The sequence below is a fragment of the Mesorhizobium sp. genome (assembly GCF_004962245.1).
Classification (GTDB): Bacteria; Pseudomonadota; Alphaproteobacteria; order Rhizobiales; family Rhizobiaceae; genus Mesorhizobium.
This window is the reverse complement of record NZ_SUHQ01000001.1, coordinates 234,063-259,026: the sequence shown is the minus strand read 5'-3', so window position 1 is coordinate 259,026 and position 24,964 is coordinate 234,063. Positions and strand designations below refer to the sequence as shown.

At 63.3% G+C, this 24,964-nt stretch carries 21 protein-coding genes and 2 pseudogenes; 8 read left to right on the top strand and 15 right to left on the bottom strand.

The features are described 5' to 3' along the window. The first annotated feature begins 2 nt into the window (after window positions 1-2). On the top strand, window positions 3-1,382 hold the full coding sequence (locus E5X88_RS01280) for an aspartate aminotransferase family protein (protein WP_292157391.1): 1,380 nt from the start codon (window positions 3-5) through the stop codon (window positions 1,380-1,382). A 336-nt stretch (window positions 1,383-1,718) separates the two neighbouring features. Here the strand turns inward: E5X88_RS01280 and mmsB are convergent, their stop codons facing one another. The 3 genes and pseudogenes from mmsB to E5X88_RS01265 form a co-directional block, all read right to left on the bottom strand. Next, complete coding sequence (gene mmsB / locus E5X88_RS01275) at window positions 1,719-2,603, bottom strand: 3-hydroxyisobutyrate dehydrogenase (RefSeq protein ID WP_292157389.1); 885 nt, start codon at window positions 2,601-2,603, stop codon at window positions 1,719-1,721. A gap of 44 nt (window positions 2,604-2,647) precedes the next feature. Further along, window positions 2,648-3,017 (bottom strand): annotated as a pseudogene (locus E5X88_RS01270) (four helix bundle protein). A 36-nt stretch (window positions 3,018-3,053) separates the two neighbouring features. After that, a complete protein-coding gene (locus E5X88_RS01265; protein ID WP_292157388.1) occupies window positions 3,054-4,220 on the bottom strand; it encodes an isobutyryl-CoA dehydrogenase in 1,167 nt (388 codons plus the stop codon). 150 nt (window positions 4,221-4,370) lie between these two features. Here E5X88_RS01265 and E5X88_RS01260 point away from each other — a divergent pair, with 150 nt between their 5' ends. Beyond that, entirely contained in the window at window positions 4,371-4,985 is a 615-nt protein-coding gene (locus tag E5X88_RS01260; protein ID WP_292157386.1) for a dimethylsulfonioproprionate lyase family protein, read from the top strand. Beyond that, a complete protein-coding gene (locus E5X88_RS01255) occupies window positions 4,985-6,457 on the top strand; it encodes a cobyric acid synthase (protein WP_292157384.1) in 1,473 nt (490 codons plus the stop codon). Before E5X88_RS01260 ends, E5X88_RS01255 begins: the two co-directional genes overlap by 1 nt. Here E5X88_RS01255 and E5X88_RS01250 read toward each other — a convergent pair. The 3 genes from E5X88_RS01250 to E5X88_RS01240 all read right to left on the bottom strand — a co-directional run bounded on the left by E5X88_RS01250 (window position 6,454) and on the right by E5X88_RS01240 (window position 8,154). Continuing rightward, on the bottom strand, window positions 6,454-6,876 hold the full coding sequence (locus E5X88_RS01250) for a VOC family protein (RefSeq protein WP_292157382.1): 423 nt from the start codon (window positions 6,874-6,876) through the stop codon (window positions 6,454-6,456). The two genes, E5X88_RS01255 and E5X88_RS01250, sit on opposite strands and share 4 nt — an antisense overlap. A gap of 174 nt (window positions 6,877-7,050) precedes the next feature. Beyond that, complete coding sequence (locus E5X88_RS01245) at window positions 7,051-7,884, bottom strand: AraC family transcriptional regulator (RefSeq protein ID WP_292157381.1); 834 nt, start codon at window positions 7,882-7,884, stop codon at window positions 7,051-7,053. A gap of 99 nt (window positions 7,885-7,983) precedes the next feature. Then, window positions 7,984-8,154 carry a hypothetical protein gene (locus E5X88_RS01240; RefSeq protein ID WP_126042714.1) on the bottom strand — a complete coding sequence of 57 codons (171 nt, stop codon included), beginning with the start codon at window positions 8,152-8,154 and terminating at the stop codon, window positions 7,984-7,986. A 267-nt stretch (window positions 8,155-8,421) separates the two neighbouring features. Here E5X88_RS01240 and E5X88_RS01235 point away from each other — a divergent pair, with 267 nt between their 5' ends. Further along, window positions 8,422-8,853, top strand: a complete 432-nt coding sequence (locus tag E5X88_RS01235; RefSeq protein WP_292157377.1) for a TerB family tellurite resistance protein — start codon at window positions 8,422-8,424, stop codon at window positions 8,851-8,853. Window positions 8,854-8,866: 13 nt separating this feature from the next. Here E5X88_RS01235 and E5X88_RS01230 read toward each other — a convergent pair. The 5 genes and pseudogenes from E5X88_RS01230 to E5X88_RS01210 all read right to left on the bottom strand — a co-directional run bounded on the left by E5X88_RS01230 (window position 8,867) and on the right by E5X88_RS01210 (window position 15,488). Next, window positions 8,867-10,488 (bottom strand): annotated as a pseudogene (locus E5X88_RS01230) (dipeptide ABC transporter ATP-binding protein). Beyond that, window positions 10,485-11,354, bottom strand: a complete 870-nt coding sequence (locus E5X88_RS01225) for an ABC transporter permease (protein WP_292157375.1) — start codon at window positions 11,352-11,354, stop codon at window positions 10,485-10,487. The pseudogene E5X88_RS01230 and the gene E5X88_RS01225 overlap by 4 nt, the downstream one beginning before the upstream one ends. Further along, window positions 11,351-12,298 carry an ABC transporter permease gene (locus tag E5X88_RS01220; RefSeq protein ID WP_292157372.1) on the bottom strand — a complete coding sequence of 316 codons (948 nt, stop codon included), beginning with the start codon at window positions 12,296-12,298 and terminating at the stop codon, window positions 11,351-11,353. The genes E5X88_RS01225 and E5X88_RS01220 overlap by 4 nt, the downstream gene beginning before the upstream one ends. A gap of 253 nt (window positions 12,299-12,551) precedes the next feature. Further along, the gene (locus E5X88_RS01215) at window positions 12,552-14,033 is read right to left on the bottom strand and encodes an ABC transporter substrate-binding protein (protein ID WP_292157370.1); all 1,482 of its coding nucleotides are present in this window, start codon (window positions 14,031-14,033) and stop codon (window positions 12,552-12,554) included. A gap of 165 nt (window positions 14,034-14,198) precedes the next feature. After that, complete coding sequence (locus E5X88_RS01210; RefSeq protein WP_292157368.1) at window positions 14,199-15,488, bottom strand: acetylornithine deacetylase/succinyl-diaminopimelate desuccinylase family protein; 1,290 nt, start codon at window positions 15,486-15,488, stop codon at window positions 14,199-14,201. A gap of 208 nt (window positions 15,489-15,696) precedes the next feature. Here E5X88_RS01210 and E5X88_RS01205 point away from each other — a divergent pair, with 208 nt between their 5' ends. Beyond that, a complete protein-coding gene (locus E5X88_RS01205; RefSeq protein WP_292157366.1) occupies window positions 15,697-16,125 on the top strand; it encodes a L,D-transpeptidase in 429 nt (142 codons plus the stop codon). Here E5X88_RS01205 and E5X88_RS01200 read toward each other — a convergent pair. Then, the gene (locus E5X88_RS01200; protein ID WP_366664787.1) at window positions 16,122-16,634 is read right to left on the bottom strand and encodes a hypothetical protein; all 513 of its coding nucleotides are present in this window, start codon (window positions 16,632-16,634) and stop codon (window positions 16,122-16,124) included. The two genes, E5X88_RS01205 and E5X88_RS01200, sit on opposite strands and share 4 nt — an antisense overlap. 153 nt (window positions 16,635-16,787) lie before the next feature. Next, window positions 16,788-18,191, bottom strand: coding sequence for a selenium-binding protein SBP56-related protein (locus E5X88_RS01195; protein WP_292157361.1), 1,404 nt, complete (start codon window positions 18,189-18,191; stop codon window positions 16,788-16,790). A gap of 291 nt (window positions 18,192-18,482) precedes the next feature. On the opposite strand from E5X88_RS01195, the gene E5X88_RS01190 reads away from it, so the two are divergent. The 3 genes from E5X88_RS01190 (at window position 18,483) to E5X88_RS01180 (ending at window position 22,677) form a co-directional block, all read left to right on the top strand. After that, window positions 18,483-19,565: a substrate-binding domain-containing protein gene (locus E5X88_RS01190; protein WP_128182840.1), complete on the top strand. Its 1,083-nt coding sequence runs from the start codon at window positions 18,483-18,485 to the stop codon at window positions 19,563-19,565. A gap of 84 nt (window positions 19,566-19,649) precedes the next feature. Then, window positions 19,650-21,905, top strand: coding sequence for an ABC transporter permease (locus E5X88_RS01185; protein WP_292157356.1), 2,256 nt, complete (start codon window positions 19,650-19,652; stop codon window positions 21,903-21,905). Next, window positions 21,898-22,677 (top strand): ATP-binding cassette domain-containing protein, encoded by a 780-nt coding sequence (locus tag E5X88_RS01180; RefSeq protein WP_292157354.1) that lies wholly within the window; start codon window positions 21,898-21,900, stop codon window positions 22,675-22,677. The genes E5X88_RS01185 and E5X88_RS01180 overlap by 8 nt, the downstream gene beginning before the upstream one ends. Window positions 22,678-22,908: 231 nt before the next feature. Here E5X88_RS01180 and E5X88_RS01175 read toward each other — a convergent pair whose 3' ends face one another. Beyond that, window positions 22,909-23,904 (bottom strand): lipid A biosynthesis lauroyl acyltransferase, encoded by a 996-nt coding sequence (locus E5X88_RS01175; RefSeq protein WP_292157351.1) that lies wholly within the window; start codon window positions 23,902-23,904, stop codon window positions 22,909-22,911. A gap of 4 nt (window positions 23,905-23,908) precedes the next feature. Then, complete coding sequence (locus E5X88_RS01170; protein WP_292157349.1) at window positions 23,909-24,937, bottom strand: zinc-binding dehydrogenase; 1,029 nt, start codon at window positions 24,935-24,937, stop codon at window positions 23,909-23,911. Between the last annotated feature and the right edge of the window lie 27 nt (window positions 24,938-24,964).

The window sequence follows — 24,964 nt, the reverse complement described above, 5'->3', positions numbered from 1 at the left end:
ACATGACTTATCAGAATTATTCGCTGAAGCAGCTTCAGCAGATCGATGCTGCGCATCACCTTCATCCGTTCACCGACCACAGGGAGATGCGCGAGGCAGGTTCGCGCATCATCACCCACGCCAACGGGCCGTTCGTCTACGATTCCGAAGGGACGGAAATCCTCGACGGCATGGCCGGGCTATGGTGCGTCAATGTCGGCTATGGCCGCGATGAGCTGGCCGACGCGGCTTACGCCCAGATGAAGGAACTGCCTTACTACAATTCCTTCTTCAAATGCTCGACACCGACGCCGGTGCTGCTGGCCAAAAAGCTGGCGGAACTGGCGCCGAAGCACGTCAACCAGGTATTCTACGGCTCGTCCGGTTCGGAGGCCAACGATACGGCGCTGCGCCTTGTCCGTCACTATTGGGCGCTGGAAGGCAAGCCCGAGAAGAACCGCATCATCTCGCGCAAGACGGCTTATCACGGCTCGACCATCGCCGGGGCGTCGCTGGGCGGCATGGAACAGATGCATAACCAGCTCAACGGCGCGGTGCCCAACATCGTCCATGTGATGATGCCTTATGCCTATGAACTGGCTCTGCCCGGTGAAAGCGACCATGATTTCGGCCTGCGCGCGGCAAAAGCCGTCGAGGACGCCATCCTCGAAGCCGGCGCCGACAAGGTCGCCGCCTTCATTGGCGAGCCGGTGATGGGGGCGGGCGGGGTGAAGATCCCGCCGATGAGTTATTGGCCGGAAGTGCAGCGCATCTGCCGCAAATACGATGTCCTCCTGATGCTGGACGAGGTCATCACCGGCTTTGGCCGCACCGGCGCGTGGTTCGCAGCGCAAACCTTCGGCATCGAGCCCGACACCATCACCACCGCCAAGGCGCTGACGTCAGGCTATCAGCCGCTATCGGCGCTGCTGGTCGGCGACCGCATCGCCGCGACTCTGGTCGAGAAGGGTGGCGAGTTCTATCACGGCTACACCTATGCCGGTCACCCGGTGGCCTGCGCGGTGGCGCTGAAGAACCTCGAGATCATCGAGCGGGAAGGCCTGGTCGAGCGGGTCAAGAACGACACCGGACCCTATTTCGCCAAGGCGCTGCAGGAGCGCATCGGTGGTCACGATCTGGTCGGCGAGGTGCGCTCGATCGGGCTGATGGGGGCAATCGAGATCGTCAGGGATAAGGCGACCAAGGAGCGCTTCCTGCCGGCCGGGAGCGCGGCCGTGCTTGTTCGCGACCACGCAGTCGCCCAGGGCATGATGCTGCGCGCCACCGGCGACACGATGATCCTGTCGCCGCCGCTGATCTGGACGCGCGAGACGATCGACATGGCCTGCGACCGTATAGCCAAGGCGCTCGATCTGGCGCATGCGGATCTGCGCAAGCTGTAGGATAGAACGATCATCGGGCGTCCTGCAGCCGGACGCCCGGTGTTTGAATGCCGCATTCTGCCGAATATCCCGCCAGGCGAGGAACGCAAAAGCCGCGCTCCCTCGGGAACGCGGCTTTGCCAGATACGCATGGCGCTTCGCTACCAGAATACTTGCGAAACTTACGGGCTCCGGTACGCGAGACCTGATCCGGAGCGCCGGGCGGGATGCGATAGCCGCCTCGCATTCCGTTTTACAGGCACATCGTTACCGGGGGGTTATCGAGAGTTTAAGCAAATCTAAATTTGCGATGTTTCTCTTTGCCGGGAAATCGAAAAGCCCTGTCGAGTTCGAGGCTTACGCCGGGGTACCGCGCAGGAAATTTATGATGCCGGAAAAATCGGCGCCGGCATTCCCCTGGGCGTTGAAAAGCGCATAAAGCTGGGCGGCCTCGGCGCCGAGCGGTGTCACCGCGCCTGCGCCTTGCGCGGCTTCCTGCGACAGTTTCAGGTCCTTCAGCATCAGGGCTGCGGCAAAACCCGGCCTGTAGCCATTGTTGGCCGGCGATGTCGGCACCGGGCCGGGCACAGGGCAGTAGGTGGTCAGCGACCAGCATTGGCCGGAGGAGGTCGAGGCGACGTCGAACAGCGCCTGATGCGACAGGCCGAGCTTTTCCGCCAGGACGAAGGCTTCGGCGACGCCGATCATCGAAATGCCGAGAATCATGTTGTTGCAGATCTTTGCCGCCTGTCCGGCGCCGTCATCGCCGCAATGGACGATGCGGCCGGCCATCGGCTTGAGGATTGGTTCGGCCTTGGCGAAGGCTTCCTTCGAGCCACCGGCCATGAAGGTCAGCGTGCCGGCAGTGGCGCCGCCGGTGCCGCCGGAAACCGGCGCGTCGATCGACAGCAGCCCATGCCTGGCGGCGATGGCGTGGGCCTTTCGGGCCGATTCGACGTCGATGGTCGAGGAATCGATCAACAGCGCGCCTTTTTTTGCCTTGGGCGCGATGTCCTCGTGGACCGACAGGACATGCTTGCCGGCCGGCAGCATGGTGATGACCACATCGGCATCCTTCACCGCGGCAACGGCATTGGCCATGACGACGACGCCATGTTCCTTGGCGACGACGAGGTTTTCCGGCATCAGGTCGAAGCCGTGCACGGCATGTCCCGCCTTGACGAGGTTGGCGGCCATCGGATTGCCCATATTGCCGAGGCCGATGAAGGCGATGGTGGTCATAATGGCGCTCCGTGATTTGGGTGAGGCAATAGGCAGTAGGCAGTCTATTTGGGCGCAAGCTTGATAATAAGTTGGCGAAGCATTTTTCCGATGCCCTCGGTTGCCAACAGCATGTGATAGGCTTGATCATGCGTGGCAAGGCCAATGCGTTCAGCGATCTGGAGGTGTGTCTCGAACTCCTTCAGCGAGCCTTGGGCTATCCTGAGAAATTGCTGATAAGAGCCTCTGTTGTCGCGGCCATAGCCTTCCGCGATGTTTTGCAGGGATAGAGGTCGCTGAGCGGCGGATTTGGCTGGTCAACCCATACAATTCCTCTTTTGGCCATGCCTTGGTCAATGAGTAGGTGGTGACGGCCAAATCCATCGCCTGCTGCCACACGATAAGATCCTTGTACGAATTGATCTTGCCGATCATCTTTCACCTACTGCCTACTGCCTACTGCCTACATGTTTATCGGCCGATCAGGGCGCGTGCGATGATGACGCGCATGATCTCGTTGGTGCCTTCGAGAATCTGGTGGACGCGCAGATCCCGCACCAGCTTCTCGATGCCGTAATCGTGCAGATAGCCGTAGCCGCCATGCAGTTGCAGCGCGTCGTTGGCGACATTGAAGCCGATATCGGTGACGAAGCGCTTGGCCATGGCCGACCACTTCGAGGCATCCGGGGCCTTGCGGTCGAGCTTCGAGGCGGCGGCGTAGAGAAAGATGCGTGCCGCCTGCAACTCGGTCTCCATGTCGGCGAGCTTGAACTGCAGCGCCTGGAACTGGTTGATCCTGGAACCGAAGGCCTTGCGCTCGGCGGTGTAGGACAGCGCCTTGTCGAGTGCCGACTGCGCGCCGCCCAGCGAACAGGCGGCGATGTTGAGCCGGCCGCCGTCGAGCCCGGCCATGGCGATGCCGAAGCCGGCGCCTTCGACCGATAAGAGATTTTGCGCCGGCACCTTGCAGTCCTCGAAGACGACCTGGCGGGTCGACTGCATGTGCCAGCCCATCTTGTGCTCGTTGGCGCCGAAGGACAGGCCTGGCGCGTCCTTCGGCACGACGAAGGTGGAAATGCCCTTCGGCCCGTCGGCGCCGGTGCGCGCCATGACAATGTAGATGTCGCTGTCGCCGGCGCCCGAGATGAACTGCTTGGCGCCGTTCAGCACATAGTCACTGCCGCTCTTGACCGCGCGCGTCTTCAGCGCCGCTGCATCCGATCCCGAACCCGGCTCGGTCAGGCAGTAGCTCGCCAGCCATTCCATCGAGGTCAGCTTCGGCAGGAAGCGCTGGCGCTGCTCGTCGCTGCCGAAGCGGTCGATCATCGACGCCACCATGTTGTGGATCGAGATGAAGGAGGAGAAGGCCGGATCAGCGCGCGAAAGCGCCTCGAAGATCAGCACGGCGTCGAGCCGGCCGAGCGCCGAGCCGCCGACATCGTCCCTGACATAGATGCCGCCAAGGCCGAGCGGCCCCGTCTCGCGGATGACGTCCGCCGGAAAATGCTTGTTGCGATCCCAGTCGAGCGCGTTCGGCGCGACGCGGTCGGCGGCGAAGGCCTCGGCCATCTCCTGGATGGCGCGCTGGTCCTCGTTGAGTTCGAACTGGCTGGTGCTCGCATCGACAGCGGCGTCCATAGCGTGCTCCCTGATGTCTCGGCCTGCTGGCCTGTCGTTTTTGGCTTTGCGCGCCGTCCAATCTAGACCAATGATGCCGCCGCGCAAGCCGACCATCTCCATCCAACCATCTGGGAGCGGCTGTGCGCGAATGCGTGTCTGGAGCAAGGCGTGACGACAAATTTCGATGAACTGCTCGAATGTTTCCATAGCACTCTCGAAGCAGTGGACAACAGACTGGTGCGCGATGCCGTTGCCCGGATCGGCTGGGCCATGCCGGCGCGTCCGCTCGAGCCGCATCCGCTCGCCTGCCTGCGCCAGCTCGACCGTATCGTCGAACTTGTTCCGGCAGGCGCCAGGCCGCTGGCGCGGTTGCTTGCGGAACGCCGGGGCGATCTGCGCTGGGGGCAGACCTACAGCGAAGCGGATTTCGGCAAGACGTTCATGGACAATTACGGCTGGCTGGAGGTCTTCGGCACACGCGGCCATTTCGTCAATGACGAGGTCGCGGGCGGCCTGCTGATCCTGGGGCCTGATATCCTCTATCCCGATCATCATCATGTCGCCGAGGAGATCTATCTTCCGCTGACCGGCGGCACCGAATGGCGCATGGGCGAGGGCGGCTTTCGCACACGCGAGGCGGGCGAGGTGATCCACCATGCTTCTGATGTCAGCCACGCCATGCGCACCGGCAAGGAGCCGCTGCTGGCGCTCTACATCTGGCGTGGCGGGCCGCTGGCGGCGAAATCCACGATCACCGGCACCGTTTCACAGGGCAGGACTTGATGGCGGCCAAGGCGATCATGCTGCAGGGCACGGGCTCCGATGTCGGCAAGACGGTGCTGGTTGCGGGCCTGTGCCGCGCGGCCAGGAATCGTGGGCTGAAAGTGCGGCCGTTCAAGCCGCAGAACATGTCGAACAACGCTGCCGTCGCCGATATTCCAGGCGACAGCGGCGGCGGCGAGATCGGTCGCGCCCAATGGCTGCAGGCGATCGCCTGTGGCGTTGCGCCCTCCGTCCACATGAACCCGGTGCTGCTCAAGCCGCAGACCGATGTGGGCGCGCAAGTGGTGGTGCAGGGTAAGGTGTTCGGCGAGGCACGGGCGCGCGACTACCAGGCGCTGAAGGGCCGGCTGATGGATGCCGTGCTGGACTCCTGGGCAAAAGTCGGGGAAGGCGCCGACCTCGTCATCGTCGAGGGCGCCGGTTCGCCGGCCGAGATCAATCTCAGGAGCCGCGACATTGCCAATATGGGCTTTGCCACGCGAGCCAACGTGCCGGTGATCCTCGTCGGCGACATCGATCGCGGCGGCGTCATCGCCTCGGTCGCCGGCACCCATCTGATCCTGCCGGAAGAGGACCGGCGCATGATCGCCGGCTATCTCATCAACAAGTTCCGTGGCGATGTCTCCTTGTTCGAAGACGGCATCAAGGCGATCGAGACATTCACCGGCTGGCGCTGTTTCGGCGTCGTGCCGTGGCTGAAGGCGGCGGCGCGGTTGCCCTCGGAAGATTCGGTGGTGCTCGAACGTCTGGCGTCCGGCGAAAAGCGGGCGTTGAAGGTCGCCGTGCCGATGCTTTCGCGCATCGCCAATTTCGACGATCTCGACCCGCTCAAGGCCGAACGCGAAGTCGAGGTGGTGTTCGTGCCGCCCGGCCAGAACCTCCCCGAAGATGCCGGGCTGGTGGTCATTCCCGGGTCCAAATCGACGATCGGCGATCTCTTGAGGTTTCGCGAGAATGGCTGGGATCGCGACCTTGCCGCCCACCGCAAGCGCGGCGGCCACGTGGTCGGCATTTGCGGCGGCTTCCAGATGCTCGGCCATGTCGTGCGCGACCCCGACGGCATCGAAGGCAGCGTGACCGAGACCAAAGGGCTTGGCCTGCTCGACGTCGAAACGGTGATGGAACCGGAAAAGACGGTGCGCAACGTCAGCGCGCACTCGGTGCAATTCGACCTGCCGCTCGAGGGCTACGAGATCCATCTCGGCCGCACCACCGGTCCGGACACGCTGCGGCCGTCCGCCGTCATCAGCGGCGTCGATGACGGCGCGACCTCCGCCGACGGCAAGGTATTAGGCACCTATCTGCACGGGCTGTTTTCCGCCGACGCTTTTCGGGCGAAGTTCCTCGAAAACCTCGGCGTCAAAGGCGGCGGCATCGACTACCGCGCCGAGGTCGAACGGGCGCTGGACGAGATCGCAGCCGAGCTGGAAACCCACCTCGACTGCGACGCGATCTTTGGCCTCGCGCGCTAGCTGGCGGGTTCGTTGGCTTTCGGCCAGTAGGTGCCGAGGGACCAAACATTGCCTTCCGGATCGCGGCAGATGAACTCGCGGCTGCCATAGTCGCGGTCAGTGAGCTCTTCCAATATTTCGGCGCCGGCCTTCTTGGCTCTGGTGTAGGCGGCATCGGCGTCGTCGACGGCGACATAGATCGAGTTGCCGCCGCCGGAACCCGGTGCGCCGACCATCTTGCCGAAAGCGTCCTCGCGTGCGGTGCCGAGCATGATTATCGAAGAGCCGAACGCGAGCTCGGCATGGTGCACGACGTCGCCTTCGCCATAGCGGGCGCGGACGCTGAAGCCGAAGGCCTCGCCCAACCAGTCGATCATCTTGGCGGCATTCCCGTAGCGTAGTGCCGGATAAAGCCGCGGCGCATCAGTGGTTTTCGGCATGACGATCTCCTTCGTTTGGGTCGGTCGATAACCCAGTCTGGGGCGAAGGCCGGCCCGGCGTCTTGAAGAAATGTTACCTTTGCAGCGCCGCGCATCCGAATGGACGCGCAAAGGACGCTGCAACACTAAAGCATGCCGCGCGCCCCATTGGGCACGCACGGGGTGCCCCAGCGCCTATGCCCGGGCGGCAAGCATCGTCGGCGTTTCGCCGGCAAGGTCGCGGAATTCGCGCACCAGATGCGCCTGGTCGGCATAGCCGCAGTCGGCGGCGATATCGGCCCAACTGCAATTGTCCTGCCTTGAAAGGCCGAGCGCCCGGTTGAAGCGGACGATGCGCGACAGTGTCTTGGGACCGACGCCGATCGCGTCGGAGAATTTTCCCAAGAGATGCTTGCGGCTCCAGCCCAGCCTGTCGGCAAGCGAAGAGACGCGAATGCGGCCACCCGACACGATGATCCGGTCATAGGCCCAGGCGATTTCGGCCTGCGTTTCCCGGGCCTCGGCCAGCCGTGCGGCGACGAACGTCTCGGCGATGGCAAAGCGTGCGCTCCAGTCGCGCGCATTGCCAAGTCTTTCGCGCAGCGCAGTGCCTTCAAGTCCGAGCACATCGTCCAGGCCGACCATGCGGTCGGTCAGTTCGCTCATCGGAAGGCCGAAGAAGCGGCAGGCGCCGAGCGGGGTGAAATTGACCTGGACGCAGCAGGCGCCGCCGAAGGACTCGATCACCACCGGACCGGCATAGAGGCCGGCGGCGAAACTGGCGAAGCGGTCGTTGTCGCCGGGATCCTTGCCGAGCCCGATGGCGAAGGGTTCGGCAAAGCTGATGACCAGCGGCACGGTCAGCGATGCAAACTCGACGTTGCGGAAACGGCCGGATGCCGTTTCGCGATAGCCGCACAGGTCGGTGACTGCGCCTTGAAGCTGAGAGCCTGGCGCGCGCCGCACCATCTCGAACCGATCGGCGACCGAACGGTCCGGTTGGTCATGATGCTGCATCTCGACCGGCATGGGCCATCCTTGTGCCCAAGGAGCCTAACAGATCATCCCTCGGAATCAAAAGCGCCCGGCTTGTGGCCGGGCGCTCCGAGTTGCCTGAGATTTGAGTGCTTAAGCGCCGCGCATCAAGCAGCCGACGGCAAGCACGATGTAAGCGATGAGGACGATCCACACCGCGGCAAGTGGAATAAACGCAAGAACGCCGAGAGCGGCGAGAAGGCCGATGACGGCGATAACAACGGATATAATGAAAATAAGCTGTGTAGGCGCACTGAGATTCATGTGTGGCTCCTCCTACATGATTCGTACAACCGCATACTATCAGGCGCACCATCACACACCAATGAGCGTGCGCAGCGGGTTTACGGGATCGGCCAGCAGCCTGATGGCCAGCGCCAGACAGACGATCACCAGCAGCGGCTTGATCAGTTTTGCGCCATTGCGGATGGCCGGTAGACGTCCGGCGAGGAGGGGCGGCGCGTTCGATCACCCGTTTGCGCAAGACCGATTCCGCGCTACCTATTTGCAACGAATCGGAAAGGGACGCTGATGGCATTCGCTTTGCTGGACCAGATACGTTCGATCTTCGATGGCGACCCCGGCGTGCGCAAGGTTGCGGACGATCCCGTGCTGTCGGCGGAGCTGCTCATGCTGTTCCGCATGATCCTGGCCGACGGTTCGGTGACTGAGAGCGAAATGGTTGCCTTCAGGCGCATCTGCCGGGAAGCCTTCGGCATTCCGGAAGCCAGCATCGACAGCGTCATCGAATATCTCAACGACTTCGGCTACGAGACCAACAGCTCGCAAGCCATCGCGCAGTTCCGCGACCTCGACGTCGAGCGGCGCAAACTGCTTGCCCGCCACATGGCCGAGATCGCCAAGGCCGATTCGCAACTTGCCGGGAACGAAATGCAGCTCTTGCGCCGCACGCTCGACCTGCTCGACATCAGACCTGCCGATGTGGTGAAGCCTCAAGAGTAGGCCTCTGAACGGTTCAACCCTGTTCCTGTAACCGGCGCGCGATCGCCCTGTGCAAATCGGGCGCCGCGGCGACCAGGGCCTTGGCGGCTTCAGACTGCGGATGGTCGAGAACCTCGCTCGTCCCGCCGCGCTCGACGATCCTGCCGTCGTGCATGACCATCACCTGGTCGGTGATGGCACGGGCGACGGTCAGATCGTGGGTGATGAACAGATAGGCGATGCCGAGCTTCTGGTTGAGCTCGGCGAACAGGTCGAGAATCTGGGCACGGATCGAGACATCGAGCGCCGAGACCGGCTCGTCGGCGACGACCAGCCTCGGGCGGGTGATGATGGCGCGGGCGATCGACAGGCGCTGGCGCTGGCCGCCAGAAAACTCGTGCGGATATTTGTCCATGTCGCGCGGGCTGAGGCCGACTTCGTGCAGGGCCTTTGCCACCATCTCGCGCCGCTCCGCACTCGTTGGCTCCTTCTCCAGGACGTGCAGTGGCTCGGCCACCAGTTTTTCGACCTTCTGGCGCGGGTCGAAGGAACCGTAAGGGTCCTGGAACACCACCTGCATGTCGCGTCGCGCCGGCCTGAGCTCCGCCTCGCTCTTGCCGGTGATGACCTCGCCGCGAAACCGGATCGTTCCCGATGACGGTCCGTCCAGTGCCAGGACCATGCGGGCAAGCGTGGACTTGCCGCAGCCGGAACGCCCGACCAACGCCACCGACTGGCCGGGATCGATCGAGAACGAGACGTCGTCGACGGCGCGGATCGGGGCTGCGCGCTTCAACAGCGACGTGCGCCGTCCCGGATAGTCCCGCGTCACGCTGTCTACCTGAAGCAGGGGCTTGCCTTGGCCGATCTCTTTCGTGCTGGCTCGCGCCGGCACATGCATCGAAGCCTGCGCCAGCTGTCGGGTATAGGGATGAAGCTGTTCGGACAAAGTGCGCGCCGTGTCGCCGGCTTCCATCACTTCGCCATGGCGCAGGATGGTGATGCGGTCCGCCATCTCCGTCACCACCGCGAGGTCGTGCGAGATCAAGAGCAGGCCCATGCGGTTTTCCGCGACGAGGCCGCGCAACAGGTCGAGGATCTGCGCCTGCAACACCACGTCCAGCGCGGTCGTCGGCTCGTCGGCGATCAGCAGTTTGGGTTTCAGCGCACAGGCAATGGCGATGACGACACGCTGGCGCTGGCCGCCGGAAAGCTCGTGCGGATAGCGCGACAGCGGGAACTGCGCCGACGGCAGCCCAACCCGGTCGAGCATTTTTCGCGCACGGTCCTCAGCGTTGGAGCGGCTTGCCTTCGTATGCCAGCGGATGCCTTCCGCGACCTGCTCGCCGATGGTCTTGACCGGATTCAGCGCCGTCATCGGCTCCTGGAACACCATGCCGATGTCGTCGCCGCGCAGCGCACACATCTGGTCTTCGCTCGCCGCAAGGATGTCGATGCCGTCGAAGGTGACGCGCCCGGTGGCGCGCGCGGCCCAGGGCAGAAGCTGCATCACGGTGAGCGCCGTGATCGACTTGCCGGAGCCGGATTCCCCGACCAGCCCCATCACCTCGCCGGGCGCGACGGAGAGTTCGACATCCCGGAGGATTGGTGTGTCGCCGATCGACAGCGACAGGTTTCGATTTCGAGCAGGCTCATCGCTGCCGCCGCGATTTGGGATCGAGAATGTCGGCAATGCCGTCGCCGAGCAGGTTCAGGCCAAGCACGGTGACGGCGATCGCCATGCCAGGAAACAGCGCCATCCACGGCGCCGCCACCATGCGCGTCTGCGCATCGAACAGCATCCGGCCCCAGCTTGGCATCGGTGGCTGTGTGCCGAGCCCGACATAGGAAAGCCCGGCTTCCGCCAGGATGCCCAGCGCGAACTGGATGGTGCCTTGCACCAGCAGCAAGGTGACGATGTTGGGCAGCACATGTTCCAGCGTGATCAGCGTTCTGCCCTTGCCGGCGGCGCGCGCGGCGAGGATGAACTCGCGCGGCCAGATCGCCAGCGCGCCGGCCCGGGCGACGCGGGCGAAGACCGGGATGTTGAAGATGCCGATGGCGATGATGGCGTTGACCGCGCCCGGCCCGAAGATGGCGGTGATCATGATCGCCGAGAGCAGGGCAGGGAAGGCGAAGACGAGATCGTTGAGCCGCATCAGCGCTTCGTCGACGAAGCCGCCGCGTGCCGCGGCAAAGGTACCGAGCGGCACGCCGATGCCCATGCCGATGCCGACCGCCACCAGCGCCACGGCGATCGAGTTGCGCGCGCCGACCATGATCATCGAAAGAATGTCGCGGCCGAAATGATCGGTGCCGAACCAGTGCGCCAGCGAGGGCCCCTGGGTCTTGTTGGCGATGATCAGCCTGGTGACGTCAAAAGGCGTCCAGAAAAATGAGACGATGGCAACCGCTGCCACCAGCGCGGTGATGGCGAAACCGGCGAGGAACGAGCGGTTTCGGAACGCCTTGGCCAGGATGCCGGCGAGGTTTTCCTCTGACATGTCGATGTGCAGCGTCATTGGCGGCTTCTCAGGCGCGGGTCGACGACCGCATAGGAAAGATCGACAAGCAGATTGACGGCGATGACGGCGGCGACCAGCAGCATGACGACGCTTTCGACCACGATCAGGTCGCGCTGGGTGATCGCCTGGAACACCAGCCGGCCGAGGCCGGGCAGGTAGAAGACGTTCTCGACGATGATGGTGCCGGCGAGCAGGAAGGCGAATTGCAGGCCGAGAATGGTGAGAACCGGGATCATGGCGTTGCGCAGCGCGTGCCGCCACAGCACCGCGCGATAGGGCAGGCCCTTGGCGCGGGCGGTGCGGATGTAGTCCTCGTGCAGCACCTCGATCAGCGCCGAGCGGGTGACGCGGGCGAGGATCGCCGCTTGCGGCAGGGCGAGGGCGATCGCCGGCAGGACCAGCGACTTCAGTGCCGGCCACACACCCGCGCTCCAACCCGGGAAACCGCCGGCCGGCACCAGCCGCAGCCAGACGGCAAACAGGTAGATCAGCATCAGCGCGAACCAGAAGTTCGGCACGGCGACGCCAAGCTGTGCGGCGCCCATCGCGATCGTGTCGCCGGCCCGCCCGCGCCGGCTGGCGGAAAACAGCCCGACCGGAATGGCAATGACGGTGGACAGCGCCAGCGCGATCAGCGCCAGCGGCAGCGAGACGACGACACGCTCGCGGACCAGGTCGATGACCGGCACCGAATAGGTGTAGGAACGGCCGAAATCGAGGCTCAGCAAGCCGCCGGCCCAGTGCAGATAGCGCGTGGCAAGGGGGGCGTCGAGGCCCATCTGGTTGCGCAGCAACTCGACCTGCTCGGCGCTGGCGTTGAGGCCCAGCATCAGACGCGCCGGGTCGCCGGGAATGATCTCCAGCACGGCGAAGACCACCATGGAGGCCAGAACCAGGGTGACGAGAGCGATGGCAAGGCGTTTGAGGAGATAGGCGGTCATGATGGAAGGACCGCATTGCCTGTCGCGGATACTCGGCGACGATATCGTTTCCGCCCACCCCCCTCTGTCCTGCCGGACATCTCCCCCGCAAGGGGGGAGATTGAGCCTTCATCGCCGCTTTCGCTAACCACCAGCGATGCAAGGACAGCGCCGGCGTGGAAACTGCCAATCTCCCCCCTTGCGGGGGAGATGCCCGGCAGGGCAGAGGGGGGTGGGAAGGAACGCAAACTTCGCCTCTTTGGCCAGCAGTCCCTCACTCCGTCCACTTCACCTTGGTCAGGTCGTTGGCCTGGATCGGCGCGTTTTCCCACAGCCCCTCGAGCTTGGCGTCCCAGACGCCGGCTTTCGGCAGTTCGTAGAGGAAACCGACCACGGCATCGTCGGCCAGTATCTTCTGCGCCTCGCCGAGCAGCGTCATGCGCTTGGCCTCATCGGAGGTGAGGTTCAGGTCGGCGATGATCTTGTCGAAGGTCGGATTGTCGTAGTTGAAGTAATAATCCTTGCGCGAATAGATATCGATGTCGTTGGGCTCGGTGTGGGACACGATGGTCAGGTCGTAGTCCTTCTTGGTGAACACCTGGTCCAGCCACTGCGCCCATTCCACGGGCACGATTTCCAGATCGATGCCGACGTCGCGAAGCTGCGAGGCGATGATCTCGCCGCCAAGCCGCGCATAGGGGGGCGGCGGCAGTTTCAGCGTCGCCTTGAAGCCGTTCTCGAAGCCGGCTTCCTTCAGAAGTTCCCTGGCCTTCTCCACATTGTGCGGATAGAGGCCGGTGAGGTCGATATAGGCCTTGCTGGCGGGCGACATATGCGAACCGATCGGCACGCCGAGACCGGCCGAGGCGCCGTCGATAATCGCCTTGCGGTCGAGCGCGAAGGAGATCGCCTGCCTGACCTGCAGTTTGTCGAAGGGCGGCTTCTTGTTGTTGATGGAGAGGATGGTCTCGCCCTCGGTCGAGCCGATCACCACCTTGAAGCGGGGATCGCCCTGGACCTGCGCGACGCTGTCGAGATCTGGGAAGAAGGGAAAGGCCTGGACGTCGCCGGAAAGCAGCGCCGGCACAGCGGCAGCGGCATCGGGAACGATGCGGAACTCCGCCTTGTCAAGGGACACCGGGGCACCCCAGTAAGTGTCCGACTTGATCAGCGTGATCGATGAGCCCTTGGCCCAGTTCTGGAACTTGAACGGGCCGGTGCCAACAGGCTTTTCCTTGTTGGTGTCGGCTGTCTCAGGCGCGACGATGACCGCATCACCCCAGCCCATATTGTAGAGGAAGGACCCTTGCGGGTTCTTCAGCGTGATCTTGACCGTCGCCGGATCGACGACCTCGACCGTATCGATGGCGGCGAACAGGCCCTTTTGCGCATTGACCGAGTTGTCGGCACGGGCGCGGTCGAGCGAGAATTTCACGTCGTCGGCGTTGAAGTTGGTGCCGTCGTGAAACTTCACGCCGGTATGCAGCTTGAAGGTGTAGACCTTGCCGTCGTCGGAAATGGTCCAGCTTTCGGCCAGATCCGGCAGCACCTCGCCGTTCGGACCGATGCGCGTCAGCCCCTCGAACACGTTGGCGTAAAGCACTTCGTCGATCGCTGCCGCGGCACCGGCGGTCGGATCGAGATGCGGGGGTTCGAGCGTGACGCCGATGACCAGGTCGGTTCGCGCGGCAAACGCCGATGTTCCGGCAGCCAGCGCCAAAGCCGCAGCGGTGAGAATGGTTTTCCACAATTTCATCGTGCAACTCCCGATATGCTCAAAAACGTGCTCAAAACCAGGTGGATAGAAGCGTGATTTCGCCGAGGAGTAAATTGCGTTTCGTGCTTTCCGGCAGCGTCGGCAGGAATGTTTTTCCGTGAGCCGCCGACTCAAGCGACCGAAGCTTGCTCCGTCGCTGCCGGATTACCGTGCGTTGGCACTCCTGAGCAGCACGTTGAGTCCGATCGCCATCACCTTGGCCGCGTCCACCATGTCGGATATCCCGACCCATTCGTCGGGCCTGTGGGCGAGGTCGAGAATGCCCGGGCCATAAGCGATGCAGTCGTAGATGTGGCCGATGCGGGCAATGTGCTTCTGGTCGTAGGTGCCGGGTGAAATCACGTAGTCGGGCTCGCGGTCGAATATCTCCATGATCCCTTGCGCCACCGCCTTGACCACCGGCGCGTCGCGCTCGGTCATCAGGGGCAGCACCTCCATCAGGTCGCGGATCTCGTAGTCGAATTTTCTGCGCTCGCGCTTCAGCCGGTCGAGGATATCGGTCACTTCGCTTTTGACCGTGCCGAGGTCCTCCTCGAGCAGGAAGCGGCGGTCGATGGTCAGCCGGCAGGAATCGGGCACGTTGGGCGAGGGCAGGCCGGGCCGGAAATCCTCCGTCTGGCCGCCATGGATCGAGTTGATGTTCATGGTCGAGCGCTTTGCCCCCTCGGGCACGACCGGCATGCGCGTTATCTTGCGGTCGAGCGCCGGGAACAATTCGTCCTCGAAGGCCTGCAGCACGGCGCCCATATGGCGCACCGCGTTATCGCCGAGGAACGGCATCGAGCCGTGCGCGATCTCGCCCTTGGTTTCGATCTCCGCCCACCAGACACCGCGATGGCCAAGGCAGATGCGGTCCTTGTTCAACGGCTCGGGGATGATGACGTGGTCGACTTTCGGCTTGGAGAAATAGCCGAGCTTGGCCAGATGGGCGACGCCGCCAAAACCGCCGGACTCCTCGTCGACCGTGCCCGATATTTCGATGGCGCCCGGAAAGTCGGGGAAGACCTCCATGAAGGCCTCGGCGGCGATGATCGAGCAGGCCAGGCCCCCCTTCATGTCGCAGGCGCCGCGGCCATAGACCTTGCCATCCCTCACAATGCCGGCGAAGGGGTCGAGGCTCCAGCCGTCGCCGGCTTCGACAACGTCGATATGCGAGTTGAAATGGACGCAGGCGCCGGGCGAGCGGCCATCGAAGCGGGCGACGACATTGACGCGCGGGTAGCGGTCGGTGTCGCCGGGCGTGCCTTCGGCGCGGATGAATTCGACTTCGAAACCGCGCTGTTTCAGCCGGGCTCCGACATATTCTGCGCACGGCCGATAGGCTTCGCCGGGCGGGTTGATGGTCGGAAAGCGGATCAGGTCCGCGGTCAGCGCGACCAGATCGTCGACCCGGTCATCGACCGCTTTCAGGAGACGTTCGTTGTTTTCGTTCATTCGGCGAATTGAGCAGCCAACGGTGCGGTTTGGCAAGCCTGATGGCGGATGTATCGCTGCGGCAACTATCGCGGGAAATCGTTCAAATTTGCTGCTTTGGATTGGCGAATTCGTCAAGGAGTATGTGGTTACCTCGTTCACTTGAGATTAAAAGATGAAGAATAGCGTGAAGGGCAAGCAGGCAAGGGCAAATCAGGGGGGTGATCGCATGAAAAAAACCGTTCTCACGGCAGCGGTACTGGTAGCGATGCTGTTTGGTTCTTCAGTCGAGGGCTGGGCAGCTCGGCTGGTTGCAAGAATCGACGTGTCATCGCAGACGATGACTGTAAGATATGGTGGTGCGGTTTACCGGTGGCCCGTATCCACGGCGCGCAAAGGCTATATCACGCCGCGCGGCAGCTTCCGGCCGCAACGGACGGCGCGGATGTGGTATTCGCGCAAATACGACATGTCGCCGATGCCTCATTCGGTGTTCTTCCGCGGCGGCTACGCCATCCACGGCACGGGCGCGGTGAAGTCTCTCGGGCGTCCGGCCTCGCATGGCTGCGTGCGGCTGCACCCCTCCAATGCCGCCGCCTTCTATTCGATGGTGCGGCGAGCCGGCTTCCGCAACACGCGGATCGTCGTGACCAACTAGAGCGCGGAAAACACGCCGATCGCCCCGACCAGAACCAGGCTTAGCGCCCAGATCACATCTAGATCAAACCAGCTTTTCGAAAGAAACCTTAATCCTAGCCACCGATAGACGACGAAGGCCAAAGCGCCGCCCGCAGTGATCATCGCGCCGGTGTGGACTGCTGCCACGCCGATCGAGAGCGCTGCAGTTCGTGCAATGAGGGCGGTCGCGGCACGGTGCCCGGCATCCGTTTCAACGACGCCGCACAGGCCGAGGTAGATCGGCACCAGCATCAGGCCGGCGCCATGCGCGACGGCGACCAGAAAGGACCAGAGCGCCAGTCGCGACGGCGGCACGCGCGCCAGAAATCTAGGATGCCGCCGGTTGAAGAGCAGCCAGACTCCGAGCGCGACGACAATTAGACCTGCGCCAACGCGGATCTCGGTTTGCCAATCAACCAGCGCGGTCATCAGCGCGAAGGGCAAGAGGACCACAGTCATGGCAACAAGATGCCCGAACGCCAGCGCCATGAGTGCGACCGGTAGCGCATAGGCTCGCCGTTCCATCAGGGCGGCCGAAACGGCAAGCGGCCAGCCCATACCCGGGTTTACGCCATGGTAAATCCCGCTGGCGACCACAGCAAGCCAGAGGCCGGCTGTGGTCGAAAGGAGGTCGGGCGACACCTAGGCCGATGGGTAGCAGAAACTGTCGGTCGAACAGTCGCCGCCTTCAAGCCGGATCTGGTGCGTTCGATAGCCTTTGGGGAACTCGACGAAGAAGTTGGTGTCGAGCGTCAGGCCGCCGTTGGCGCCAACATCGGCCTTCACCATCGCCCCGCCGCGCTCACCGGGATAGAACTGATCGTCCCAGGTCGAATAGAGCGAATTGGTCCAATAGACACGCTTGCCGTCGCGGCTAATCTCGACCATCTGTGGCCCATAGCCGAAGACCTTGCCACAGGGGTGCTTGGTCTTGTTGACGATCCCACCGAGTTCGACCTTGCCCGCCAGAACCGGCTTCATCGGGTCGCTGACATCGTATTGATGCATTTCACCCGTACCCCAACAAGCCGCATAGAGATATTTGTCGTCGAGGCTGAGGTCGATGTCGGTGACCAGCGGTGGCACCGCCGAGAAACCCTTCAGAAGATCCGGCAGATCGTCGGCATTGGCCGGTTGAGGCGGTATGGTCGCCGTCTTCTTGGCCTGGAACTTGCCATCTGCGTCGCGCCACCAAGTCCAGATCGAGCCTTCGAGATTGGTGGTATCGACCACAACGCCGCAGAAGCCGTACTGCTGGACTGGATCATGCGCCGGGCGGATTTCGAGCGCCATTTGGTGATTGGCGCCCAGATCGATCGTCTGAATGTTCTTACGCGCACGCAGATCCCAGAAATGCATGCGGTGGCCGTACTTGTTGGACAGTAGATCCTCCGGGACGATGCCGTTTTCGAACTGCGGCGGTAGGGCCCATTCGGAACTGACCATGTAGTCGCGCGGCAGGTTCCACCAGAAATCGTAATGCTTGTCCTGGGCGCCACGATCTATCTCATAGCGGCCAATGACATCGAAGGTCTGGCAATCCATGATGAAAATGCCCGGAGGACCTTCGGTACCGTCCTTGCCGCCGCCGCCGAGGGTCGAGACATAGATGCCATCGGGTCCGCAGTGGATCGTATGCGGGCGGGAATAGCCGGTCTTGGCAAAGACTTCGGCGGGTTCGATGATCTTGTGAATCTTGGCGGCCGTCGGCCCGCCCTTCACATCAATTATGTAGATGCGCGACGAACGCATGCCCGGAATGATCAGATAACGACGCTCCAAAAAGGCGTGGCCAGTCAGCGGTGATAGCGCCGAAGAACACGCATTCCAGCCGAAGTGATGAAACTCATCGCCCTTGTTTGGCATGATCACAGTGTGGACGATCTTGCCGAAATCCGGCGAATTGGGATCGACATTCACCACAGCCAGGCCGTCGGGTTGCGAGAAGTCCGGGCTAAGCATCAACGTGTAGGCCAGAGTTTCCGGCGGCCCTTCCATAGCCAGCTTCGGTGACGGATAGAATGTGGGGTCTGGTCGCAGATTCATCGCGGTATCCTCCCTACGCGTTTGTGAAACTTTTTTATGCTGTCTGTGTCGCTCCTTTTTGAAATGCGGCCCAGGTAGGGATCATAGTACTCCAAGTCTCCTCGTCTGTCTGACACCGCGTGAAGCGGCACCGGATGCTTTCCGCTCTGAACCAATTCGTCGGTGAAAGTGGGAGCACTATTTACGTGGGCGGGCTTTGGGCAGAATATACGGGGTGGGAGGAAGCATTCGGAATCCCTGAATAAATGCGCCCGAACGGCTTCCGACCGTTGGTTGCAAGGGAGGAAAATCATGAAACGTATTTTCTCGCTCGCGGCGTGTGCCGCGGCGTTATCGCTCGGCGTATCGAACGCCTACGCACAATCGGGCGGCGTCGATAAGGCGGTCGGCGGCTACAGCTTCGAAGAAGCCGCGAAGGAGGCCCCCGGTACCAAGGATTTCCATTCGGCCGATGGTCACCTGACTTTCGCTATCGTGACACACACTGCCGGCAATGGCTTCTTCGATCCGGTCTACGTCGGCGCGACCGTCGCCGGCAACCTGATCGGCGCCAAGGTCCTGCTGCTCGGCTCGGAATCGCCGACCGACGACCCTGCCCGCGAGATCGAAATCCTGAACCAGATCGTGCAGGATCCGACGATCGACGGGCTGATCATGACAACGCCCCAGGTGGGCGCCTATAACGACATCGTCAAGGCCGCCGAGGCGAAGGGCATACCGGTCGCCACGACCAATTCCTTTGACGGCACGATCCTCAACCGCAGCGGCATCGGCCACACCGGCCAGGACGCCTCCGCTGCCGCAATCGCCGGCGAGGCGCTCGTCAAATGCCTCGCGGACAAGGGTATCGAGAAGGGTTCGATCGTGCTGCCGTCGTCGACCGCAATGGGCAACATCGAGGTGAACAATCGCGTCACTTCGGCTTTCAACGCCATCGTCAAGGGCTTGAAGGATGCCGGCAAGCTTGATGCCTTCAAGGTCGACGCGGGCCCGGAGAACACCGGTATAGATACGAATCCGAATGATCCGGTGAACGGCATCGTGACGCTGTTCGAATCGCGCGGCGACGTCGTTGGCGCGTTCGCCGGCAACAACGTGTTCACGCCGGCGCTTGCCAAGGCCGTCGCTCAGACTGGAATGACCGGCAAGATCTGCGCCTACGGTTTCGACCTCGGCCCGGCCCAGCAGGATGCGATGAAGAGCGGCGATCTGACCGGCGCGCTCGGCCAGCAGCCCTTCTTGCAGGGTTTCTGGCCGGTCATGCAGCTTTATCTGGAGATCGATCGCGGCATCGCGGCGGCCAACCTCGACACACGCGCCCAACTCGTGACGAAGGAGACCGTCGAGGACGTCGGCAAGCGCTTCGAGAACTGAGTCCGCTCGGAACGTCTGAAATCACTGCGGGAGGGCGCAGGCCCTCCCGCAATGCGGCAGCAGGGAAATCGACCAGAAGAGACCATGGCGCTTACCGCGACCACATCGCTCGGCCGTGCGCCGTCCCAGATTGTCGGCGGCTGGGAAGTGGGGCTCGTTGCCTTGCTTTTGCTGCTCTATCTCGGCGGCGCTCTCGTAAATCCCGCGTTCTTCGGGTCAACAGGAGCGTTTCACTCGCTGCTCCGCGACACCTCGCGGGTTGCCATCATTGCGGTCGGAGTGACCTTCGTCATCGTCAACAAGGATCTCGATCTTTCGGTCGGTTCCACTTACGGCCTAGTCGCCGTCGTCTTCGCTAGGCTGTTCGCGCCGAGCTTCCTCGATCTCGACGTCGTCCCCTCGGTGATCCTCTGCGTGCTTCTCGGCGTGTTTATCGGGCTGATCAACGGCGTGCTCGTCACCATCCTGAAGGTGCCGGCGTTCATCGCCACGCTTACCATCCTCTTCATCGGCCGCGGCTTCGTGCTGGCGCTGACCCACGGCCAGTCGATCTACTATCCCGCCAAGGCGACCGGCTATCCGCTTTTTTTTCACCTCGGCGAGACTAATCTCCTCGGGTTCAACAACCAGATCGTGATCTTCGTCGTTGTCGCCGTGATCGGTGCCTATGTGCTCGCCAAGACGCGCTGGGGCTACGAGACCTTCGCCACCGGCGGTAACGAGCAGGCGGCGTCGTATGCCGGCATCCCGACCAACTGGGTGCGCATCCGAGCCTACCTGATCTCCTCGCTCTGCGCGGCGCTTGCCGGCTTGATGTCGGCTGCCCAGGACAAGGGCGTGACACCCCTCTACGGCGTCAGCGGTGAGCTGATCGTCATTGCCGCCGTGATCATCGGCGGCGCCTCGATCCTCGGCGGCCGCGGCCGGGTCGCCGGATCCTGCCTTGGCGCCCTGCTGGTGGTGCTGCTCGACAAGGTGCTGCGCGAGGGCTGGCCGATCACGCGCGTCATCAAGATCGGCGACGAGGAGATCACGGTCAACGCCGTCTTTTCGCTGCCGGTCGGCGCGGTGCCGGTGTTCCTTGGGCTGCTGCTCGTCGTCGCGGTGCTTATCGAGCCCTATCTCATCCGCCGCCAGGTGGCAGGGCGCCTCTGGGCCTGGCTCCGCGGCCGGCCGCCGCCACCGGCCTATGAGATCGGTGGCATCGCGATCGAGGGGGTGCAGACCAAGGGCGCGATGGCGACCGACATGGCGCTGTCGGCCTCCGGGTTCGGCAAGTTCCTCGCCCGGCGCGACGCGCTCGCCATCATCCTGACCGTGTTCCTGTGGCTGACCGGCCTCGCGCTCCGGCCGGACTACTGGTGGAACCTGTCCAACAGCTTCGCGATCTTGCTCAACTACACCGAGCTTGCGCTGATCACCATCGGGCTCACCTACGTCATCGCCGCCGGCGATATCGACCTCTCCGTCGGGGCGGTGCTCGCCCTCGCCGGCAGCACCGCAGCCTATTTCCTCAAGGTCCTCGGCGCCGACCCCGTGACCGCCGTGGCGATGGGCCTGCTCGCGGGCATGTGCGCCGGCCTCGTCAACGCGATCGTCACCGTCGGCTTCAAGCTGCCGGCCTTCATCGCCACGCTCGGCATGTTCTACATCGCCCGCGGCCTCGCCGCCTGGTTCGTCGCCGGGCAGCAGCTCACCGGCTGGCCCCAGGGCTACAACCTGCTTGGCCGCAAGGTGAACGACATCCTGCTGCACTACCGCATCTCGCTGCCGGACGGGCTCCTGCGCTCGATCGCCGAGGTGGTGAGCGTCCAGACCATCTGGATGCTGTTCGTCGCCCTCATTGCCGGCGTCGTGCTCGCCTACATGCCGTTCGGGCAGAAGGTCTATGCGACCGGCGGCAACATTCGCGCTGCCGCTTATGCCGGGATCAACACCAACCGGGTGCGGTTCCTCGCGCTGATGCTGGCGGCGCTCTGCGCGACAATGGCCGGGATCATCAACGTCGCCTACTTCCGCAGCTTCAACCCGGTGGCCGGCCAGTTCCGCGAGCTCGACGCCATCGCCTCGGTGATCATCGGCGGCGGTTCGATCTTCGGCGGCTACGGCACCGTGATCGGGGCGCTCGCCGGGGCGGCGGTGATCACCCTGATCCGGGCGCTGCTGCAGCTCAACGTCCAGGGCTTCACCATGCCGCAGCACTGGATCAACGTCTTCATCGGCGGTATCCTGATCGTGGCGGTGCTGATCGACATCTGGGTGCGCCAGGCCAACATCTTCGGCCGTCTGCGGGCGCGCCTCGCGCGGCGCACAAGAACGGCGGAAACCACCCATGCGTGACGCGACCAAGCCGGCACCGATCGTAGAAATGCGGGGCATCGAAAAAGCCTTCGGTGCGGTGCAGGCGCTCCGCAACGTCGACCTCGTGCTCTATCCCGGCGAGATCCTCGGCCTCGTCGGCGACAACTCGGCCGGCAAGTCGACGCTGATGAAGATCCTGACCGGCGCCTACCAGCGCGACGCCGGCGAGGTCCTCGTCGCCGGGCAGCCGGTGCACTTCAAGAGCCCGCACGAAAGCCGCGACGCCGGCATCGAGATGATCTACCAGGATTTCGCTCTTTGCGGGAATATGGATGTCGGTCAGAACATCTTTCTTGGCCGTTGGCCGCGCAAGGGCCTTTTCGTCAATCGGCGGAAAATGTACGCGGAAGCCGACAGCGTGCTGAAGCGGCTCAAGGTCGACGTGAACTCCGTCTATCAAAAGGTCGAGAGCCTGTCGGGCGGCCGCCAGCAATCTGTAGCGATTGCCCGCGCTATCTCCTTCCAGCCGCGCGTGGTGATCCTCGACGAGCCGACCGCCAATCTCTCGGTGATGGCGACCGAGCGGCTGCTCGAGACCATGCTGGAACTGAAAAAGCAGGGCGTTGCCCAGATCATCATCTCCCACCGCCTCGTTGACATCTTCGCTGTGGGCGACCGCGTGATGGTGCTGAAGCGCGGCGAGAACGTCGGCGATCGCTACATCCGGAACACCGACGAGCATGAGGTCCTGGAGATCATCGTCTCCGGCACGCGAGAGCACGCACTTACGGCCGATGAGGCGAGGCCTTGACCGATCAGGATCACTTTTCTCCAGGCGTGGCTGTCAAACAGCCCTTTCATGAAACTTACGGCGCCGAAAAGACCGAAACTTGAGGCGAGGCGTCAGGCGGCTATCGAGCGGTCGATGGGCAAAACAAAAAACCCGCCTCCGCGGGCGGGTCGTTGGCGCAAATCAGCACCATGCCTAAATAAATAGCATAATTGCCGGCACAAAGCAAGAACAAACTTACCCAGTTTCTGCTCAGGCGGCTTCGCCGCGCGGTCTCGCGTGGCGACGCCTTCGGCGCCGGCCAGTCATTTCCCACCTTTTGTGGAACCACATCCACTGGCCGGGATCCTCGCGCACCCAGCGCTCGACCACGTCGTTGAGAAGCTGGGTGGTGCCATGGACGTTGACACTGCCGTCGGCGGTGCGCGGCAAGGTCAGCTTGTCCTCGATCTCGAGCCGGAAGCGGTTGCCCGGCAGTCGCATGCAGCGCGCCGGATAGACATCGCAGTCATAGTGCCGCGCCAGAGTGCCCAGGACCCGGTTGCTCTCGCATGGGCGGCCGAAGAAGGTCGTTTCGAGCCCGCCCGAGAACTTCTGGTCGACCAGCACGCCGATATTGCCGCCTTTCTCCAGGACGGCCGCCAGCGCGAATGAAGCGCCGGTTGAGGAGGGCAGAAGCGCCCCCATGGTCGAGCGGCGCGTCGAGAGGATGTAGTCGGCAAGGTAAGGGTTGTTGGGCGGGCGAAACAGCGCCGTGATGTTCATGCCGAAAGTGGCTGCCGCAACCGGAAGCAGCTCGAAATTGCCGAGATGCCCGGTGAAGATGATATGCGGCTTCTGTTCCCCGGCGATGTGCACGAAGTGCTCGACCCCCCTGACCTCGACGCGGCCCGGTTTTGTCGCGGCGGGATCGTAGTCGAACAGGGCGTCGAGAAAGATGTATTCCGCGGCGAGGCGAGCCATGTTGCCCCACATGTCGGAGGCGATGGCCTGGATCTCCCTGTCGCTCTTCTGGGGATAGGCCTTGCGCAGATTGGCGACGGCGACGTTGTGGCGCCCCACCCACGGACCAATGCGGCGGGCGACGCGATCGGCGAAATTGAGCGCCCTGTCGACTGGCAGCAGACGCAGCACCCAGATCATCGTCATCGCGGCGCGCGCAAGCAGCCAGTAGTTGAGCTGGCGGAACCGCCTGCCATGGCGGAACGCCAAATCCCTGCGGAGCTTCCTGAAGGCGTTGCCGAGCAAGGGTCTAGCCGACGCGCAGGATGATCTTGCCGAACACGTCGCGGCCTTCCATGCGCTTCAGCGCGGCGTCGATGCCGTCGAAGTCGACTTCGGTGTCGATAACCGGAGAAACCAGCCCCGCCGCCATCTTCTGCATGGCGTCGGCCATGTTTTGCATGCGGCAGCCGAAGGAGCCGAGCAGCTTCAGCTGCTGCTGGAACAGTTGCATCAAATTGATCTGCGTCGACACGCCCGAGGTCGAGCCGCAGGTCACCAGGCGGCCACCGCGTTTCAGGCACAGCATCGAGGCGGCAAAAGTATCGGCGCCGACATGCTCGAAGACGACGTCGACGCCCTTCTTCTTCGTCAGCTTGCGCACGATGCCTTCGAACCGGTCCTCGCGATAGTTGATGACATGGTCGGCGCCAAGCGCCTTCGCCTTGTCGATCTTGTCGTTCGAGCCGACCGTGGTGATCACGGTGCAACCCATTCTCCTGGCGAGCTGGATCGCGGCGGAGCCGATGCCCGAGCCGCCGGCGTGGATGAGGATCGTTTCGCCGGGCTGCAGCCTGGCATTGTCGAACAGCATGTGCTCGACCGTGCCGAAGGTGACGGGCGCGACGGCCGCGCCGATGTCTGTCACGCCGGGTGGGGCGGGGACCAGCAGGCGCGCCGGCAGGTTTATCTTCTCTTGCGCAAAGCCGTCGAGATGGAAGCCGTGAACGCCCGAAACATGCTCGCAGAGATTGTCGCGGCCTTCGCGGCAGGCACGGCAAAGTCCGCAGGTGCGCGCCCCATAGATCGACACAAGCTGCCCGGGTACGAGGGTGGAAACGCCGGGGCCGACCGCCTCGACCTCGCCGGAGGCTTCGGCGCCGACGACCAGCGGCAGCTTGCGCTTGGCGAAGGCCATGCCGCGCCAGCCCCAGACGTCGATGTGGTTCAGCGCCACTGCCTTGATGCGCAGCGTCACTTCGCCGAGCGAAGGCGGCGGTGGGGGCGGCAGGTCCACCGTCTCAAGACGGCGATCCTCGATAAGTTGCAATGCGCGCATGGAGCCAGTCGGTTCTGTTGAGCGGAA